Annotated in this window: 14 protein-coding genes and 1 pseudogene; 6 read left to right on the top strand and 9 right to left on the bottom strand. The window is 34.9% G+C overall.

Features of this window, described 5'->3' with window-relative positions; translation table 11 throughout:
* The first annotated feature begins 156 nt into the window (after nucleotides 1–156).
* Nucleotides 157–1,164, top strand: a complete 1,008-nt coding sequence (gene tsaD, locus ACQH3L_RS00405; protein WP_010962772.1) for a tRNA (adenosine(37)-N6)-threonylcarbamoyltransferase complex transferase subunit TsaD — start codon at nucleotides 157–159, stop codon at nucleotides 1,162–1,164.
* Between the two features lie 352 nt (nucleotides 1,165–1,516).
* Here tsaD and ACQH3L_RS00400 read toward each other — a convergent pair whose 3' ends face one another.
* The 3 genes from ACQH3L_RS00400 to ACQH3L_RS00390 all read right to left on the bottom strand — a co-directional run bounded on the left by ACQH3L_RS00400 (nucleotide 1,517) and on the right by ACQH3L_RS00390 (nucleotide 4,879).
* Nucleotides 1,517–2,032, bottom strand: coding sequence for an IS110 family transposase (locus ACQH3L_RS00400; protein ID WP_022626334.1), 516 nt, complete (start codon nucleotides 2,030–2,032; stop codon nucleotides 1,517–1,519).
* On the bottom strand, nucleotides 2,022–2,285 hold the full coding sequence (locus ACQH3L_RS00395) for a hypothetical protein (protein WP_007552904.1): 264 nt from the start codon (nucleotides 2,283–2,285) through the stop codon (nucleotides 2,022–2,024). The genes ACQH3L_RS00400 and ACQH3L_RS00395 overlap by 11 nt, the downstream gene beginning before the upstream one ends.
* A 509-nt stretch (nucleotides 2,286–2,794) precedes the next feature.
* Nucleotides 2,795–4,879: a hypothetical protein gene (locus ACQH3L_RS00390; RefSeq protein ID WP_265017975.1), complete on the bottom strand. Its 2,085-nt coding sequence runs from the start codon at nucleotides 4,877–4,879 to the stop codon at nucleotides 2,795–2,797.
* A gap of 126 nt (nucleotides 4,880–5,005) precedes the next feature.
* Here ACQH3L_RS00390 and ACQH3L_RS00385 point away from each other — a divergent pair, with 126 nt between their 5' ends.
* Nucleotides 5,006–6,361, top strand: a complete 1,356-nt coding sequence (locus tag ACQH3L_RS00385; protein ID WP_425384830.1) for a phosphomannomutase/phosphoglucomutase — start codon at nucleotides 5,006–5,008, stop codon at nucleotides 6,359–6,361.
* A 106-nt stretch (nucleotides 6,362–6,467) separates the two neighbouring features.
* Here the strand turns inward: ACQH3L_RS00385 and ACQH3L_RS00380 are convergent, their stop codons facing one another.
* The 5 genes and pseudogenes from ACQH3L_RS00380 to apaG all read right to left on the bottom strand — a co-directional run bounded on the left by ACQH3L_RS00380 (nucleotide 6,468) and on the right by apaG (nucleotide 10,314).
* Nucleotides 6,468–7,196 (bottom strand): Rpn family recombination-promoting nuclease/putative transposase, encoded by a 729-nt coding sequence (locus tag ACQH3L_RS00380; RefSeq protein ID WP_007550709.1) that lies wholly within the window; start codon nucleotides 7,194–7,196, stop codon nucleotides 6,468–6,470.
* A complete protein-coding gene (gene ltrA / locus ACQH3L_RS00375) occupies nucleotides 7,193–8,740 on the bottom strand; it encodes a group II intron reverse transcriptase/maturase (RefSeq protein ID WP_006280223.1) in 1,548 nt (515 codons plus the stop codon). Before ltrA ends, ACQH3L_RS00380 begins: the two co-directional genes overlap by 4 nt.
* A 37-nt stretch (nucleotides 8,741–8,777) precedes the next feature.
* Nucleotides 8,778–8,921 (bottom strand): hypothetical protein, encoded by a 144-nt coding sequence (locus ACQH3L_RS00370; RefSeq protein WP_173862902.1) that lies wholly within the window; start codon nucleotides 8,919–8,921, stop codon nucleotides 8,778–8,780.
* A 438-nt stretch (nucleotides 8,922–9,359) separates the two neighbouring features.
* A pseudogene (locus ACQH3L_RS00365) lies at nucleotides 9,360–9,605 on the bottom strand (PD-(D/E)XK nuclease family transposase); the annotation flags it as partial.
* A gap of 307 nt (nucleotides 9,606–9,912) precedes the next feature.
* The gene (apaG, locus tag ACQH3L_RS00360; protein WP_007549064.1) at nucleotides 9,913–10,314 is read right to left on the bottom strand and encodes a Co2+/Mg2+ efflux protein ApaG; all 402 of its coding nucleotides are present in this window, start codon (nucleotides 10,312–10,314) and stop codon (nucleotides 9,913–9,915) included.
* 96 nt (nucleotides 10,315–10,410) lie between these two features.
* Between apaG and ACQH3L_RS00355 the strand changes: the two genes are divergently transcribed.
* Nucleotides 10,411–11,475, top strand: a complete 1,065-nt coding sequence (locus ACQH3L_RS00355) for a 5-(carboxyamino)imidazole ribonucleotide synthase (protein ID WP_010082017.1) — start codon at nucleotides 10,411–10,413, stop codon at nucleotides 11,473–11,475.
* Between the two features lie 888 nt (nucleotides 11,476–12,363).
* On the opposite strand, the gene ispD is transcribed toward ACQH3L_RS00355, so the two are convergent.
* On the bottom strand, nucleotides 12,364–13,557 hold the full coding sequence (gene ispD, locus ACQH3L_RS00350; RefSeq protein ID WP_425384829.1) for a 2-C-methyl-D-erythritol 4-phosphate cytidylyltransferase: 1,194 nt from the start codon (nucleotides 13,555–13,557) through the stop codon (nucleotides 12,364–12,366).
* Nucleotides 13,558–13,820: 263 nt separating this feature from the next.
* Between ispD and ACQH3L_RS00345 the strand changes: the two genes are divergently transcribed.
* From ACQH3L_RS00345 to ACQH3L_RS00335, 3 genes are all read left to right on the top strand, one after another.
* The gene (locus ACQH3L_RS00345) at nucleotides 13,821–14,885 is read left to right on the top strand and encodes an AI-2E family transporter (protein WP_010963061.1); all 1,065 of its coding nucleotides are present in this window, start codon (nucleotides 13,821–13,823) and stop codon (nucleotides 14,883–14,885) included.
* Nucleotides 14,886–15,014: 129 nt separating this feature from the next.
* Nucleotides 15,015–15,650, top strand: coding sequence for a DnaA ATPase domain-containing protein (locus ACQH3L_RS00340; RefSeq protein WP_425384828.1), 636 nt, complete (start codon nucleotides 15,015–15,017; stop codon nucleotides 15,648–15,650).
* 365 nt (nucleotides 15,651–16,015) lie between these two features.
* Nucleotides 16,016–17,002 carry a site-specific tyrosine recombinase gene (locus ACQH3L_RS00335; RefSeq protein ID WP_138264755.1) on the top strand — a complete coding sequence of 329 codons (987 nt, stop codon included), beginning with the start codon at nucleotides 16,016–16,018 and terminating at the stop codon, nucleotides 17,000–17,002.
* Nucleotide 17,003 lies beyond the last annotated feature (1 nt).

The following is a 17,003-nucleotide window of genomic DNA, read 5'->3' as shown; positions in this document are numbered from 1 at the left end:
GAATGAATGTTCGTACAGTTGTGCGCGGTATCTCATCAGCTAACACGTAGCGGAATGACGGTTGTCGGTAAATCTTTTAGCTATAGAAGTTAACTTTGCAGTTAACTTCTACAGCGTTTCAAAGTATAGTTTTGGTAATACAGTAACTAAATATACATGAAAACCATTTTAGCTGTTGAAACAAGCTGCGACGAAACTGCAGTAGCGATTGTAAATAGTGACAAGCAAGTCCTTGCTCACGAAATTCTCTCCCAAGCAGAACACAAAAAACGTGGTGGGGTGATCCCTGAAATAGCTTCACGTGCTCATATGGAGCATTTAAGTGGTCTAATAAAAAGCGCCGTGGAAAAATCTAACCTTAACTTTTGTGACCTCAATGCAATTGCAGCAACATCAGGACCAGGACTCATAGGTGGATTAATAGTTGGTACAATGATGGCTAAAGCAATTGCGCATGTAGCACAAAAACCATTCATTGCAGTGAATCACTTAGAAGCGCATGCATTGGTTATTAGGTTACTGCATGAGGTAAAATTTCCATTTTTAGTCCTACTAATATCAGGTGGTCACTGTCAATTTTTAATTGCACAGGATGTAGGTAAATACATTAAACTTGGAGAAACGCTCGATGATTCACTAGGAGAAGCATTTGATAAAGTTGCTAAGATGCTGGGTTTAAGCTACCCAGGAGGCCCATTAATTGAAAAGTTGGCTAAAAAAGGCAATGGCACAAGATTCAAACTGCCAAGGGCAATGATAAAACGTTCTGGATGTAACTTTTCGTTTTCTGGGATTAAAACAGCAGTAAAAAACTTAGTACAAGAACTTAAAATGAGCGAGCAAGATGTGTGTGATGTATGTGCTTCGTTTCAAGAGTGTATTAGTGACATACTGCTGGACAGGGTTAGTAATGCAATTATTATGGCCGAATCTTTAAATATCAAAATCAATGACTTTGTGATTACCGGCGGAGTTGCAGCAAATAATTTCTTGAGAGAAAAATTAAAACAACACATAAACTTAAACATATTTTTTCCCCCTAACGACCTATGTACAGACAATGCAATTATGGTTGGATGGACAGGAATTGAAAGGTTACAGAAAAATTATATAGATCCACTTAATTTTGCACCAAGACCTAAGTGGGAGTTAGAGAGTTATTAAAAGCTCTCAATTCTGAATTATAGCTAAAGTGACTTAGGTTCTCTAATTGCACATAAGTCAACAATAATTTTCACACAAATCAAAACAGCATATCTTCTCCATAATCCTTGGTAATTTTACATAAGTGAAAAGTAGCATATGGTTCTCTCCGCGGTCTGAGATGACAATAAACTTGTCAAGCCGCATTATACTTGTTAGGCGGAAGTGGACGGTAACATGTTTACCACGAAGTCTAACTAAGTTCTTGCTTGTCCCTTCCATCGGCATTGCTATCTTTATTTTCAATAAAATTATTGTCCTATGCTCTTTTGATGTTTATTGATAATAAAATTCTGTTTTATCAACCAACATCCTATGCATAATTACAGCTAATTTTCTTGCTACTGCTACAATTGCTTTTTTCATTCCTTTTTTCTTCGCAACTCCAGTTTTTTAATTTAAATGTCCTCTTGGTAACTGTAAGCATTGTTTGTGCAGCTTCATATAACATACTTCTACATTCCGCTGGTCCCATCTTTGATATGCTGCCATGCCGATCAACTTCTCCAGAAGAATATTGCCTTGGTGTCAACCCTATATATGCTCCAACTGTATCAGATTTCTCAAACCTATGTGGGTTATCAATTGCAGCTTTATACGTCATTGCTACTATAATCCCCACTCCTGGAACAGTAGTTAACAATTTACAATCATCGTCTTTTTCACCTTGTTCTGAAAGCATTTTGTCAAGCTTTCTTAATGACTTTTCTATTGCTTCCAAACTACAAACTAACGCTTCAATTGAACTCCTACTGATTTCATCCAAATTATTTATTGCCTCTTGTATTCTTAAAGCGAAAGTTTCAAATTTTGATCCTTTACCGACCATGTATCTTCAACAACCCTCTTATTGTTCCAATAACCTGCTGTTTGCTACACATTAGCTGTCTTCTGCTTCCAAGCGCTATTTTAATTTGACAACTGATTTTACTAACACTTCTCATCATCTGCGCTATACCCCTCGCATCGTTTTTATCATTCTTATTGATTCTTGCAGACAACGCTGCTGCCATATGCCTTGCATCTACACAAATTACTGGTAATCCAAAACTCCTTAACTCTTTGCACATTGATATTGACAACTATCCACTTTCTATTCCTATGGGTTCGTATTTTTTGCCTTGGCTAATCTGCTATTGCCTTACTTTCGCTTGCAACAACTTCTTCCTTAACAACTTTTCCTTTCTCACCAACGATACTTATAAAAGTTTCTTTTAATGAGATCGCTATAATATTTCATGACCTACTGTAAAAGTTTAAATTATTTTTGAAGAACCAATTCATTGAATTTGTTACTTCGTGCTAAAATAATGGAGTATGTCTCTCCATCATTCAATAGCAATTACAGTATGTTTAGCTATAATTTGAAAAACAAAAATTCGTCATTCTGCTACTAGTTAGCGGGATCTAGAGGTACCGCGGCGGCATGACGTAGGATTGCTGTCATCCCGCTGCTTGTTAGTGGCTAAGAGATACTGTGAATAAATCACGGTATGACGGTTAAGTATCCCGCTACGTGTTAGCGGCTGAGATAACGCGAATAAATCGCGGGATGACGTGTTGCTTGGGTCAGCTATAGAAGCAAAACTCATCATTTTGAAAGAGGAGGAGATTTTTCCGGACCCTCAGCAGGGATTGATTTTGGATCTGATAATTCTGTATTTACCTTGATTGGCTCTAATGGAGTTTTCTGCTCTTCCGGTTTATCATCTGGAATTGGAACAGGCCAATCCATAATGTTTTGCGGTATAACTTTTGCTTCTTTAGCTTCTTTTTGACCTGTTGAAGATGATGCATCAACTCCTGCATTTTTGGTAACTTCTTGTTTTAGTTGTTTATTTTCTTCTTGCAGTTGCTTTAAATTTTTCTTTAACTCGTCAATCTCTCTTATTTTTTGTTTTAATTGTTCAGATATAGTTAGTTTGTCTCTAGTCAATTTTTTGTTTTCTTGTCTTAACCCACTAGCTGTTCTGCTTGAGTTGTTGTTTACAGCTTGTATACCTTGGTCTTGCTGCTGCATGCTTGTTCCTCTACTTTCATATTCAACTTCAGTTTGAGTTGCCTGACCTTTTTCCTGCTGTAATATGTTCTGCAGTTGCTCTAGACTCTCTTTGACAGATGCCAGCTCTTCCTGTGTACACGTTAACATCCCTTCCTTTTCCTTAAGTTGATATTGAAGTTTTTCTATTTCCCTCTTCGTATTTTCTTCGCTTAGCTCATCTGCAAGTGATCTTCCAGGTTCAAGTTGTCGAATTTCCCTCTCTAAATCTTCCTTTTCTCTCTGTAATTCATTTAATTCTTTAGACAATTGGCTCGCCGTTTCAGCCAATGTATTGTTTTCCTTTTTTGTTTCCATTAACTGTTCTGCCAACTGCTTTTTATGATCATCCTTTAAACCTTCCACTATTTTCTTCAGGTCATTCTCCAAATTTGCATTCTTTTCCTTTAGTACAGTTAAATTAGCTTCACTTTGCTTCAATTTTCTCTGTAATTCTTTATTTGCCTCATTTGTTTCACCTTCCTTATCTTTCAACTGATCATTTAAGTTCTTTATTACATCATTTTTATCCTGTAGTTCTTCCTCTTGTTCCTTTATTCTTTGACCTCTTTCAAATATCGCTCGCTGTTGTTCATTGACTTTATCTCTCAAGGAGTCACGTTCTAATCTTAGATCCTCAAGCTGCTTTGCCTGCACTGCAAAATATTTAGCAAATGTTTCTTTTTCTTCCTCTAATTCCTCAACTTCATCTTTTAATCCTTCTTGCTCATACTCTTCTTCATCACCAGACATATCATCCTCAAATATTTCATCTTCATCACTAAATTCACTGCTGGTGGATATAGAACTTCTACGTGAAGAAGGTGTGCTAGGAGAGGAATACCCACTGCTGCTTGGTGTAGGTGACTGTGGTGATATATGTAGATCTTTTGTAAATATTTCCTCTGCTGGTACTTGCTGATCGTCTACACTCTTGGATATGCCAGTAAAAGCTTGATACAGAGTTTTTCCGTTGATAAAAACTTCTTTATTTTGTCCAACTAACTTTAATACTTCTTCTGAACTCGTTATTCCTCCAAATTTTGGCTCACCAATAACACTCTGTATACCACCAGAATCCAATTTTACGGTCATGCTACAGTCTATGCTGTTACCTTCAGAATCCTTAGCCTGCCAATTAATGGTCATTTCACATGAGCTTGAACCAGTAAAATCATAGTGCCTTTCGCTGCCTTTTTTGGTTGCAGTTATTTGACTATCTTTCCCTAAAGATATGTTATAAACCTTACCTTCACTGCTGGTCCTTAAAATATTGCTAATTTCTATTGGTTTTTCTTCATTTTCAAATCTAATTTTGAAGTCATTATCCTTTGTTGGATACACTAAGAAATTTTGACCAGGCAGAGACGACTTAAGTTCTTTATGCATTGCGTCTATTGATTGCTCAAATTTTTGGAACTCCTTTTCCCACTTTAAATTTATCTGTCCTGTAATGTCCTCATCTTTGCGTAAAGGACCAATAAAGTACCAGATTAAATTTTCTTCCTCCAGTCTTTTGATAAAATCCTGAAGATCGTTGCAAGATTCAATGACATTTAAAGTATCATTTTTCTTTTGTTCATCTACATCTAAACTTTGACTTTCAGCTATAAATACATTTTCGTTTTCCTGTGGCATAATTTTACATTTTAAAAAATATACTATAATATTAACAGATTTCTTTAAAAATCAACCAATTGTTGGATAAATAAACTTGAGCATTTGGCCAAAATGTTATATAGTAGTCACTTCAAGAAGTACAGTATGGACAATACCATTATAAGAAAATACGATATTAGAGGTATAGTAGGCAAAGATTTGCAGATTAATGATGGGTACGAGATAGGTAGAAAGTTTGGCCAAGCCGTAGCTAGTGTTTGTGTCGGCTACGACAGCAGAATAGATTCACCAGGTATAGAAAGAGAATTAATTAGGGGCTTAACTTTATCCGGTGCAAATGTTATACGCGTTGGGCTATGCTCTTCACCTATGCTTTACGCTGCAACACAAATCACACAGGCGGATCTTGGTATCATAATAACTGCCTCTCATAACCCCAGCGAATATAATGGCTTTAAATTTTTTAGTAATAAAAAAGTCTTCTCAGATCAAGAAATGAAGGAAATTATAAGCAGTCCAATTAAAAACAGCACAAGAATTGGAAGCTTAATTAACATAAATATATATAGTGAGTACATTAGCATATTGAAAAGTGCAGTGAAGAACGATACTACACAGAAATTAAAAATAGCCTGGGATTGTGGAAATAGTCCAGCAAGTGGAATTATAAGGTATATTGAAAAGATCTTGCCTGGTCATACGCACATCGTAACCAATAACTCTATAGATGGGGCATTTCCACTGCATGATCCAGATCCCATAGAGGAAAAAAATCTTGCTCAATTAATTGACATTGTGAAGGAATATGGATGTGATCTTGGCATTGCGCTAGATGGCGATAGCGATAGGGTGCGCTTAATTGATAATAAAGGCAACGTTGTTTCCAATGACCATTTATTTATAATTTTTGCACGTGAAGTGTTGGAGGAATATCCAGAAAGCAAAGTTATTGCTAACGTAAAAATGAGTATGAAAGTGCATGATTTTGTTAGCAAGTTAGGAGGGCAAGTTATCACCTGTGCTACTGGACATTCACTAGTTAAGAAGAAGATGGTAGAGGAAGAGGCAAAGTTTGCTGGTGAATTAAGCGGGCACTTCTTCTTTTCTGAGCTAAGTTTTGATGATGGGCTATATTCTGCTGTTAAAGCAGTTGACATTTTGCTTAAGAAAAACCAAAGCCTATCTCAGGTGATTGAGGATTTACCGAAGTTATATATCACTCATGAAGTGAAGATTGTAGTGAAAGATGAGAAAAAGTTTCAAATAATTGAGTCAATAAAGAAAACACTGGAGCAGCAAAATATTGTATTTTCAGATCTTGATGGTGTTAAGGTAACCGATAATAAAGGTTGGTGGCTTCTTAGGGTATCAAATACGCAAAACTGCATTACAGCAAGATGCGAAGGAGAGACTTTAGAGGGTTTTGAACTTACTAAAAAGGTTTTGTTCCATTACATTGATGAAGCAAGGTCTTTAAATTGTAGCTACTCACAGAAATAAATTTGATTTATAAAATTGACATGAAAGTATAAAGATAAATAGGCTAAATGTACTTATCACCTGGTCAGGCTGCAGCATTATTTCGTGTAACCGTTTGCGGGTCCACTTAATTCTGCAATTCTTTGATCTCACTCATGGAGAGGCCAGTAAACTTAACAATAGTGGTGACATCAACATTATTAGCTAGCATTGTTTTTGCAACTTCAATTTTTCCTTCCTTTTTAGCATCATCAAGTTTTTGTTCAAGAACAGCCCGTTCATCACGAATACGTTTTATTTCCTGTTCGTAGGCAATAAATTCTTTCTCTGACCAGTTGAATCTATTTAGTTCTTCATATGCCTTTTTAATTATTACATCACTACCTATTATCTTTTCCAATTCTTCTTCGCTAGTTTCATCTGCATATTTAAAATAATAGATCCATTTTTCAACTATACTCTCCAATTGGTCTTCTTTAGTTTTAGGAAATTTTGGTAACTCAATAAATGTAAAATAAAAATCTTTTAAATCATGTTCATAGCTATCTTTGTCTAACATTACATGATCTGACTTATACTCAGATTTATTAGGAAAGAGAATACAATCAGCAATAGCTATAAAAATGATTTCTTTAAGACCCTGATATTGATCACCTTTATCAGCTTGCCTTGAATAAGCTTTAGCAGCGTAATATTGAGCGCGTTTTTCAAAGCCTTTAGTTTTGGCAACTTGGTTAGGTAAGGAAGTAGTATTGCTACTACTCCCTCCCTTAGAAACGCAGCATGCAGGTTTCCCCACACTACGCTTGAGCCCCTTATCTAAGTCCTTCTTTTCTCGAACCGGCTTGTCCTTCATGATTCCTCAGAAAACATCATTCTTAATGGTGACACCAACAGTAGAGAACCTTCTCTTGAGAAAGAGCTTGCTAACATTTTTGTTTGTTTCACTCTTTCATCAAAATACTTTTTCCATTTTAAGTCAAGTGGATTTGCATCCGCCCTGATTTTAACATGTCGTCTGATAGGTATATCAATCAACCTAAGCAGTCTTAAATACCTTATCTCTTTCGGTTTGTTCTTGCATATGGGTGCAGCAAAGACCCATTGGCGTTGTTTCATTACCTTGAAGTAACGATTCTTTATCCAACGTAATCCTTTACGAGGATGTCTTTTCTTTGCCCATTTCCATAGAGCACACATAATTTCATGGTCTATTTTGTTAAAAGCTCTTTTCGCACACACATGGCTGTAGTAATTTCCCCATCCCCTTAATAGGGAATTGAGCAACTTGATTAGTACGGCCTGAGTGTTCGCTATGTTTGCCTTTATCAATGTACGTGCTTTATTAAGAAGTTTCTTAATACTTTCTTTTGAAGGTTTTATAATTAACTTCTTATTATACCTGCGTACATTACAACCAAGAAAGTCAAACCCTGTTGTAATAGATGTAATTTTTGTTTTCTCTTCGGAAAGGATAAGACCTCTCTCCTGAAGAAAGGACGATACTAGAGGTTTTACTTCATTTTCCAGTACTTCACGTGTGATTCCTGAAATGATAAAGTCATCTGCGTACCTGATTACATTTACTCCACTTCTGATTTTGCTTCTTCTTTTACTGCCAAGTTTACCAAATTGACTTTCCAATGATTTTTCAAGTCCATTTAGGGCTAGATTTGCTAGTATTGGAGAGATGATACTACCTTGTGGGGTACCTGCAGTTGTGGAATACAGAGTTTTTGATTCTAGGAAGCCAGCTTTTAACCAGCTATGAAGAATTTTCTTCTCCATAGGAATATGCTTCATGAGCCATTCATGGTTAATGTTATCAAAACACCCTTTAATATCACCTTCGAGTATCCATTGTAGTTGGTTACGGCTTGCCAGTAACAAGTGACAAGCCACAGTAGCGTCTGCGCAGGATCTTTTTGGTCTAAAACCATAAGAGTGACGATCACTGATCGTTTCAGCTATCGGTTCCAAAGCAAACAAGTATAATGCTTGCATGGCTCTATCTTTTATCGTAGGGATTCCAAGAGGTCTTCTTTTGCCATTAGACTTACTGATGTATATCCGTTTTAGCGGAGAAGGTTTGTATCCTCTTTGTTTTAATAGCTTTATTCCTTGAAATTTTGTGTTGCAAGTTGACCATATTTGACGATCTACACCTGCTGTGTTTTTTCCTTGGTTTTCAGTTACTCTCTTAACCGCCAAAGCTTTGCCGCTAAAAGAGCGTGTGAGAAGGTGTTGTAAAGTTTTCACCTTACCCCATCTGCCTTGTTGGACAGCCTTAACAATACGCCTCTGTAGCCTCATAACAACTTTTTGGCATTTCTTCCAGGGTAACTGGTTCCATGCTTCGGAGTTATTGGTAGGTGCACTTACAGTTGTACTTGTAATCATCTGCTTTCCTACCTTAAGTGGTTAACAAAGTTTCTTGTCATGAGGGACCAAATGGAAGTCTGCTCGTTTTCACGCGAATTAATGTTACAAATTCTATCCATTTCGTTACAAAATGGCATTCGCTTTCTCCATTATCCTTTACCTGCACATCCATCAGCATTCCTTGCGGGTTGCCTGCCATATAGGCGAAAATACAGGCTTATCCTGTTCCTTTTGTCATACAATAGTGGGTTAGGTGGCTTCTCTATACCGGTGATTTGCGTACATCCAGAAATGAAAAATGTCACATTACCTTTTGGTCGGAGCTTATCAGCATCTTTAGCTCTTTAATCGTTACGATACTTATGAAGCTTCACTTACGTTCACCATACCACTAAGCCTAGCCCTCCAACCACATGATGCTTGTAGTTTATGCTTTCTCTCACGATTGAGCATCTTCTTTATCAAGAGGAGGTTCATTGTCCGCGTCGCTCGGCACCAACTGGTTACCCAATTCGCACTGATGCGTAGACTCAGATGGCAAAACATCTGGTTCAATAAGCTTTAGAATCCTTTCAGTTTCTTTCTGAATGAATTCCTCTCCTTTTAAACAATATGACCGAAGGCTTTCAGGTCGCACCATCTCAATTATATACCTGTTCCCACTAGAGTCCCTGCAAAGAACATCAACTATACTTTGCTTATCAGAGGCAATTTCAGGATCCATTATAGTACTGAGGAATTCCACTTCTTGTATAGTATTTATCTCGGTAAACCCTAAAATATCATTCAAAAAATGTACGAGAATATTCTTATTTTTTTCAGTGCCAAATATTTTTTTGAAGGTTAAATCCAGCTTAGGGTCGAGAAACTTAGATAAAGCCATAGCCAAAGTGCTTAAAAATATTAATAATTATACACTATTATTAACAATTATTCAACCATATTTTTGAAGATAGCTATAGCTAACACGTCATAACCGCCACGAACCGTCATACCGCCGCGGTATCTTAGCATAGATCCCGCTAACAAGTAGCGGGATGACGAGCTTATCGTCATGCCGCCGCGAACCGTCATACCGCCGCGGTATCTTAGCATAGATCCCGCTAACAAGTAGCGGGATGACGATTGTGTATCGTGCTTTGCTAAAAATCACAGAATGCAGTCTGGTTACAAATAAACTATTTTGACAGTTAATGGGGTCTAGTTTTGATGTATGGACTATCCAAAGAAAAGGGTGGTATCATAACTTCAAAAACTTTTATGCTTTCTTCATTCAGAAATTCATACTTACCCTGCATTATTCCTGACGGTACATTTAAGTATGTTCCACTTGTGTATTTAAATACCTCTCCAGATTTTATCACAGGTTGTTCTCCGATAACACCAACTCCGGCAATTTCATTTACTTTTCCCTTATAATCTATTATTTGCCAATGACGACTTAACAATTGAATAGTTGATTGGCTTTTGTTTTTTATCTTAACGTTATACATCCATACATAGCAATTTTCATAAGGAATGGATTGCTCTTCAATATAAATTGGTAAAACTGTAACTTCAACAAAGTTGGTAGTTAGTGTGTATTCTATCATTATAAAATATTCATGATAAGAAAATAGTATTTTAATTATATACTTTTTTCATAGATTTTTCAAGTATACTTTAATTAGGAAATATCAATTTATAGTATGAATGAACCAGATGCGCTGAGCAAAAAAGTAATAGGAATAATAGGTGGTGGACAATTAGGTAAAATGACTGCTATCGCTGCAACAAAACTTGGACAAAAAATACATGTTTTTGCCAGTGCTAAAGACGATCCAGCTTGTTCTATTGCTGATGATTTCACAATAGCAGATTTCTCTGATAAGAAAGCGCTTGAATCTTTTGCACAGAGTGTGGATTTGGTCACTATTGAGTCTGAAAATATTCCATGTAGTGCAATTGATATCGATGTAAATTTTTATCCGGGTAAAAAAGCGTTACACATTGCGCAAAATAGGCTTAGAGAGAAAGATTTCATTAGAAGCTTGAGTATAAAAACTGCTGAATACAAAAGTATACAAAATTATAATGAGCTACTGAAAAGCAGTAGAGCTTTTGGCTATCCAACAAGGCTGAAAACAACAGAAATGGGTTATGATGGAAAAGGGCAATATGTGCTTGAGAATGATTCTGAAGTGAAGCAATTTGCTTCCTTTGATTGGAATACAGAGTACATTCTTGAAGCAAGTGTTGATTTACTGAAAGAGGTTTCAATAGTCGTTGCAAGAGATAAAAACGGTAAAGTAGCTTTTTTTCCTATAGCAGAAAATTACCACGTTGATGGAATACTTGATACTTCAACAGTGCCAGCTAAAATAGATAGTAAATTAACTCAAGAGGTACAACGAGCTGCAAAGAAAATAGCAAATGCGCTTGATGTAATAGGAATTCTGGCTATTGAATTTTTTGTTACTAAGGATAACGAATTGTTAGTTAATGAACTAGCTCCAAGACCTCACAATTCTTGCCACTGGAGCTTGGATGCATGTAACGTTAGTCAATTTGAACAGCTAGTTAGGATAATATGCGGGCTACCTATGCAGGAAGTAGTATTACGCTTTCCTTGTATGACGAAAAATATAATAGGTAATGATATATATGATTCTCATAAGTATTTGAGCAACGAAAAAGCTAGTTTAACCATATATGGGAAAAAAGAGGTTAGGGATAAGCGTAAAATGGGACATGTCAATATAGATTTAAGTTAACAGTTTTTCTACGTCATACCGCCACAACTGTACGAACATTGTGATATGATGAGATGTTACATAGTAAACGGTGTCATTCTAGCACCTCTTTTCCCGTCATCCCGCTGCTTGTTAGCGGGATCTCATTTCACTTTGTGAAGGTGTCATCCCAGCACCTCTTTTCCCGTCATTCCGCTGCTTGTTAGCGGGATCTCATTTCACTTTATGAAGGTGTCATTCGAGTAGCCTGACTACTTGGATCCAGGAATTTTATTAAGTTGGTAAGCATAAAAGTGGCTGATCTTATGTTAAAACACAACGTTCTTGATGAGATTACAGCAAGGCTGGATTCCAGCGTCAGCTACTTGAATGACAGCAGTCCTACGTCATGCCGCCGCGGTATCTCTAGATCCCGCTAACAAGTAGCGGGATGACGATTGTCGTTCAGCCATAAATGTTTAAGAAATTTACCAAACGAAAAAAAAGGCAAAAGAAGCCCCGTGGTTGGCTAGTTACTTACATTATACTTTTAAGTATGGCGTTTTTTTATTCTAAACGTTTAATAACCGCGATTCATCTGCTTTTAAGCCGCAACTAATCTAAATTATAAACATTAAGAAATTTACTAAACAGAAAAAAAGGCAAAGAAAACCTAGGGTAGCTAATTACTCACTATCCATTTTTTAAGTTGGCGTTTTTTGATGTTTTAAATGCTTTATAAGCGCATTTTAGCTTGTATAGCTAGAAATTTGATAAAGACATAAGGTGCACATAGTGCAAAAAATTAAACATGAGACGCCAAATACGTTGAGTTTTTTTGTCATTTAATCTGTACAGAGAAGATAAATAAATAGCTTCAGTTTCATGATAAGGGGGCTGGCGAAGGGTGTCAAGTAAGTTTTTTCGTTTCTATTTCCAATAAAAGTTTGTATGCAATAACACAGAAGCATGCACTGCTATTCCTTCATTTCTTCCAATATAACCTAATTTCTCTGCAGTGGTTGCTTTGATATTTACAAATTCATCATCAATTTCTAATGCTTTTGATATGAATTTCTTCATTTCTACTTTGTAAGGCGATATTTTAGGCTCTTCACAAACTATAGTAATATCTAAATTAGACACGCTGTACCCTTTTTCTTTTGCTTTTTTAGCAGCAAAGTCAAGAAAGTGAGATGAATTGCAATCTTTCCATTCAGAGGAACTAGGAGGAAAGTGCTCTCCTATGTCGCCACATCCCAGTGCTCCGAGTATTGCATCAACGATTGCATGTATTGCAACATCACCATCAGAGTGCGCTTCTATTGCCATGTTGTGTTCAATTTTCACACCGCAAATTTTTATAAAGCTTTCAGCACCATTTTGAACTTTAATGAACTTATGTATATCATAACCGGCTCCGACACGAAATTTTGGCTCTTCAAAAAGAAGCTTTGCCATATTGATATCCTCTTTTGTGGTTAACTTAAAATTGCTTTTCTCACCTTTAATAATCGCAACATGTTTTTTGTGCTCTACCATTAGTGATGAATCGTCAGTAAATTCTTTGACTGATTGATGGCATGATAATAATTCTTTGAAATTAAAAATTTGAGGGGTTTGTATGGCTCTGAGCTTTCCTCTTGAAATCGTAGATTCAATAAAACTATTACTCACCAATGACATAGTGTCTTCAACTTCTATTGCTGGAACTACTCCTTTATATTGATCATTAATCATAGATTCAACCAAGTTATCTATCAGAACATCTGACACAAAAGGCCTACAAGCATCGTGTATAACTACAAAATCTGGGTTAATTTTTTGTAAGCTTTCAAGCCCTAGGTTAACTGAACTTTGCCTGTTTTCTCCTCCGTATACAGGGCTTAGTAATTTAGTGTCTGTAATTAGTGATATAGCTTTCTCATAGAAACTTTCATGGTCTCTATTAATTGCTATTCTTATGTAATCTATATATTGGTTAGCCAGAAATCTTTTAATTGTATGAAATAAAACAGATTTACCTGCCAGTTTTATATATTGCTTAGGAATCGTAGAATTGCATCTACTGGCTACTCCCGCTGCAACTATTAATGCTGCTATTTTGTATTTCTTAGCGCACATATTTCTTTTTGTAGAAGCTTTCCTCTCTATCCAAGATTCTTTCCGAAAAATAAAATTTCTGACATCATATAAAAGTTACTTCCCCTATTAACTAGCATAATTATAATAGCAAAAGAGATATTTAGAGAGCTCAAAATCTATCTTTGCCTGCGGATTAAACAACTAAATTTTAGTAAAAAATGATAGTATTACAAATCGTAAAATACTTTCAACATAGGAAAAATAAATTGCATATTTTTCAGTAAATTAGCTATGCTAACCACATGCAAAAACGTCATATAACTATTTGTTTCATACTGCTTTTTATAATAGGGATGTTATTCCTGATGCGTCCTATGATTTTTCCATGTTTAATATCTATTATTATTGCATATTTGTTTAATCCGCTAGTAGTCAAGTTTGAAAAGTATAGAATACCACGTTCATGTTCTGTAATTTTTATAATACTTATTTTATTAATAGCTTTTATACTAGTCATAACATTTGTTTTACCTATTATATATGTTCAAATTACTTCAATATTAAATTTCTTAGTGAGTAAAGTGCCTTCATTAAAGTTTAAAGTAATCCCCTCTGTATTAGAATTTCTTAATATGAAAATCGAGGATAGCTTATTTGATCATTTATCTAAAAATCTAGCAGAAAATTACAGCAACTATGTATCTTATTTCATGAATGCTCTTGATATTGCTAGTAACTTTATAATCCAAGTGTTAAGTTCAAGCTTTAACACGGTATCATTAATGGTGATTACTCCTGTAGTGTTTTTCTATATATTACGTGATTGGCCTTTAATTATAGAAAAAGCTAGTAAATTAATCCCTATTCCTTACAGAGGAAAAATTGCAGATTATTTTTCCAAAGTGGATTTCATTATATCTAATTATCTAAAGGGGCAGGTAAATGTATGTATTGTCATGATGGTCTTTTACTCTGTGAGTCTGAGCATAATTGGATTGGAACACTCTATTGTTATTGGAATTTTATCAGGAATGTTAACGTTCATACCTTACGTAGGGCCATTATTATATACCATTATTGGGTTTTTGAGCGCTATCACTCAATTTAGTGGATGGTTTGAAAGTGCTGCTGTTTTGCTATTATTTGGTGTTGGACAATTAATAGATTCAAATATATTAGTTCCTTTATTAATAGGAAAAAAAGTTCATATACATCCAACTGTAATTATTCTGGGAATTACTATATGCGCTTCATATTTTGGATTTACAGGTATATTACTTTTTATTCCAATAATAGCAATGTTCAATGTATCAGTAGAATATGCAATCAATAAATATTTTAAAAGTGAGCTTTATAAAAACGGCTAACAGACCTTTTGCATAATCAATTTATGGTAAGAGGAGAAATGAGCCCAGAATACCTGACACATTTGAGGAGCGTAAGTAAATTTCTGCGCAAAAATTACTACCAGAAAGAGGTTACGTAAGAGGTTCAACGTGCAATTAAATTTATTTAACAACAATCAAGCTGATTATAGCCGGCAAAATTACATCATCTTAGATGAAAATAAGTACGTATATAATTCGGTAGTTAATGATTTATCTTGGAAATGTCTGATTCTTTTTGGACCTAAAAGCTCCGGTAAAACTCATCTTGCTCATATTTGGCAATCAATAAACGATGCAATCTTTATCAATGTGAATAACTTCGTAAGCGAGATTAGGTATAGCGATGCTTTTATTTTAGAAGACGTACAAAACATTAAAGATGAAGCCATGTTATTACATTGTTACAATTACATGAAAGAAAACGACAAGAGGCTGCTAATCACTTCTTCAATTTCACCAAAAAAGCTTAACTTCAAACTAAGAGATTTAAGTTCTCGAATATTATCAACTATCAGCGTAAAAATTTTGCCTGCAAGCGAGGAATTATTAAGAATTATGCTAATAAAACGATTTTCAGATAAACAGTTAAAAATTGATTTAAAAGTGATTAATTATATTTTAGCAAGAATAGAACGTTCTTTCTATAGCATTGATAAAATTATAGAAAAGATAGATAATGAATCTATAGGGTCAAATGTGACCGTTCCTTTTATTAGCACTTTATTAAAAAAAGATGCCATTTGATTTCTTCTTTTGTAAAGGTGTATATTAAAAATTTATTAACACCCATAACACTAACGTAATTGGAATCTCTACCTGTCCATGTTAGAATTATAATCAATGTTATGTTATAATAAATATAGATAGATACAGCTAAGAAGTATTCTATATTTATAGTAGAGCTCACTTTATAAGGTGTTTTTTATAGATTTAACGTTATAATTTAACTATGATAAGAGTAAGATTAAATTTAAGAAAAAGGTTAAAGCAAAAGTTTGTGATGTTCACTCTATTGATAAATGCTTTATTTGTCTCATATTTTCTCATAAGAAACACAGGGAACACTTCTAATCAAATTATAGCCAAAGAAATAAATATAGGAACTGATAATGAAAAATAAACAGTCGCAAAATAAAAAAGAAAATCTTTACATAACATATTACATAGATGCTTTAGCTTCAGAGAGGTCCGCTGCACAAAATACTCTGGAAAGTTATCGTTCGGATTTACACCAGTTTGAAGAATTTTTATTGGAAAGCGGCACTACCTTGGTTGGTGTAAACAAAACCAATATTAAAGATTATGTGAAATCTTTATGTACACAAAAAAAATATAAAAGTAGCTCTATATCAAGAAAAATATCCGCTATGAAAAATTTTTACAAGTGTCTATTTAATGACGGAATAATAGATTTTAATCCAGCGCCGGCTAATGATGCTGAATTAAAGAATCCAAAAGTTTCTCGTCCTTTGCCTAAGTATTTAAGTGTCGAAGAAATATTTTTGCTAATAGACACAGTGAGAAAATCAGCAAGCGAATCGAATAAAGAGATAAGCAGTAAAAGGCTATGTGCGATTTTAGATATCCTTTACTCTTCTGGAATGCGTGTTTCTGAACTAATTAGTATGAAATTATGTGAAGTGTCACATTTAATAAACAGTAATAACAAAGAATGCTATATAATAATAAAAGGAAAAAGTGGTAGAGAGAGGCAAATTCTTTTTAATGAACAAGCATTGCAGAGCCTTAGAAATTATTTATCAGTTCGTGATAATCTGATCTCTAAAGAAAAGGAATCCGATTGGCTATTCCCAGGTGATAAACCTAATAAACCAATTACAAGGCAGAGGGTCGGTCAATTAATGAAGGAGTTGGCAAGAAAATGCAATATTGATGAAAATAAGATCTCTCCACACGTGGTTAGGCATTCTTTTGCTACCCATCTACTAAATAGCGGAGCAAATATTGTGTTGATACAGAAAGTTCTTGGCCATACTAACCTTTCTACAACACAAATATATACTCATATTGCTAACGAAAAGTTAAAGGACAAATTAGCTGATTCGCATCCTATTACTCAGATGATCAATAATTAAA

This window comes from Wolbachia endosymbiont (group A) of Sturmia bella, assembly GCF_964030905.1.
Classification (GTDB): Bacteria; Pseudomonadota; Alphaproteobacteria; order Rickettsiales; family Anaplasmataceae; genus Wolbachia; species Wolbachia pipientis.
The sequence above is the reverse complement of the archived record's forward strand: the minus strand, read 5'-3'. Positions and strand labels throughout refer to the sequence as shown.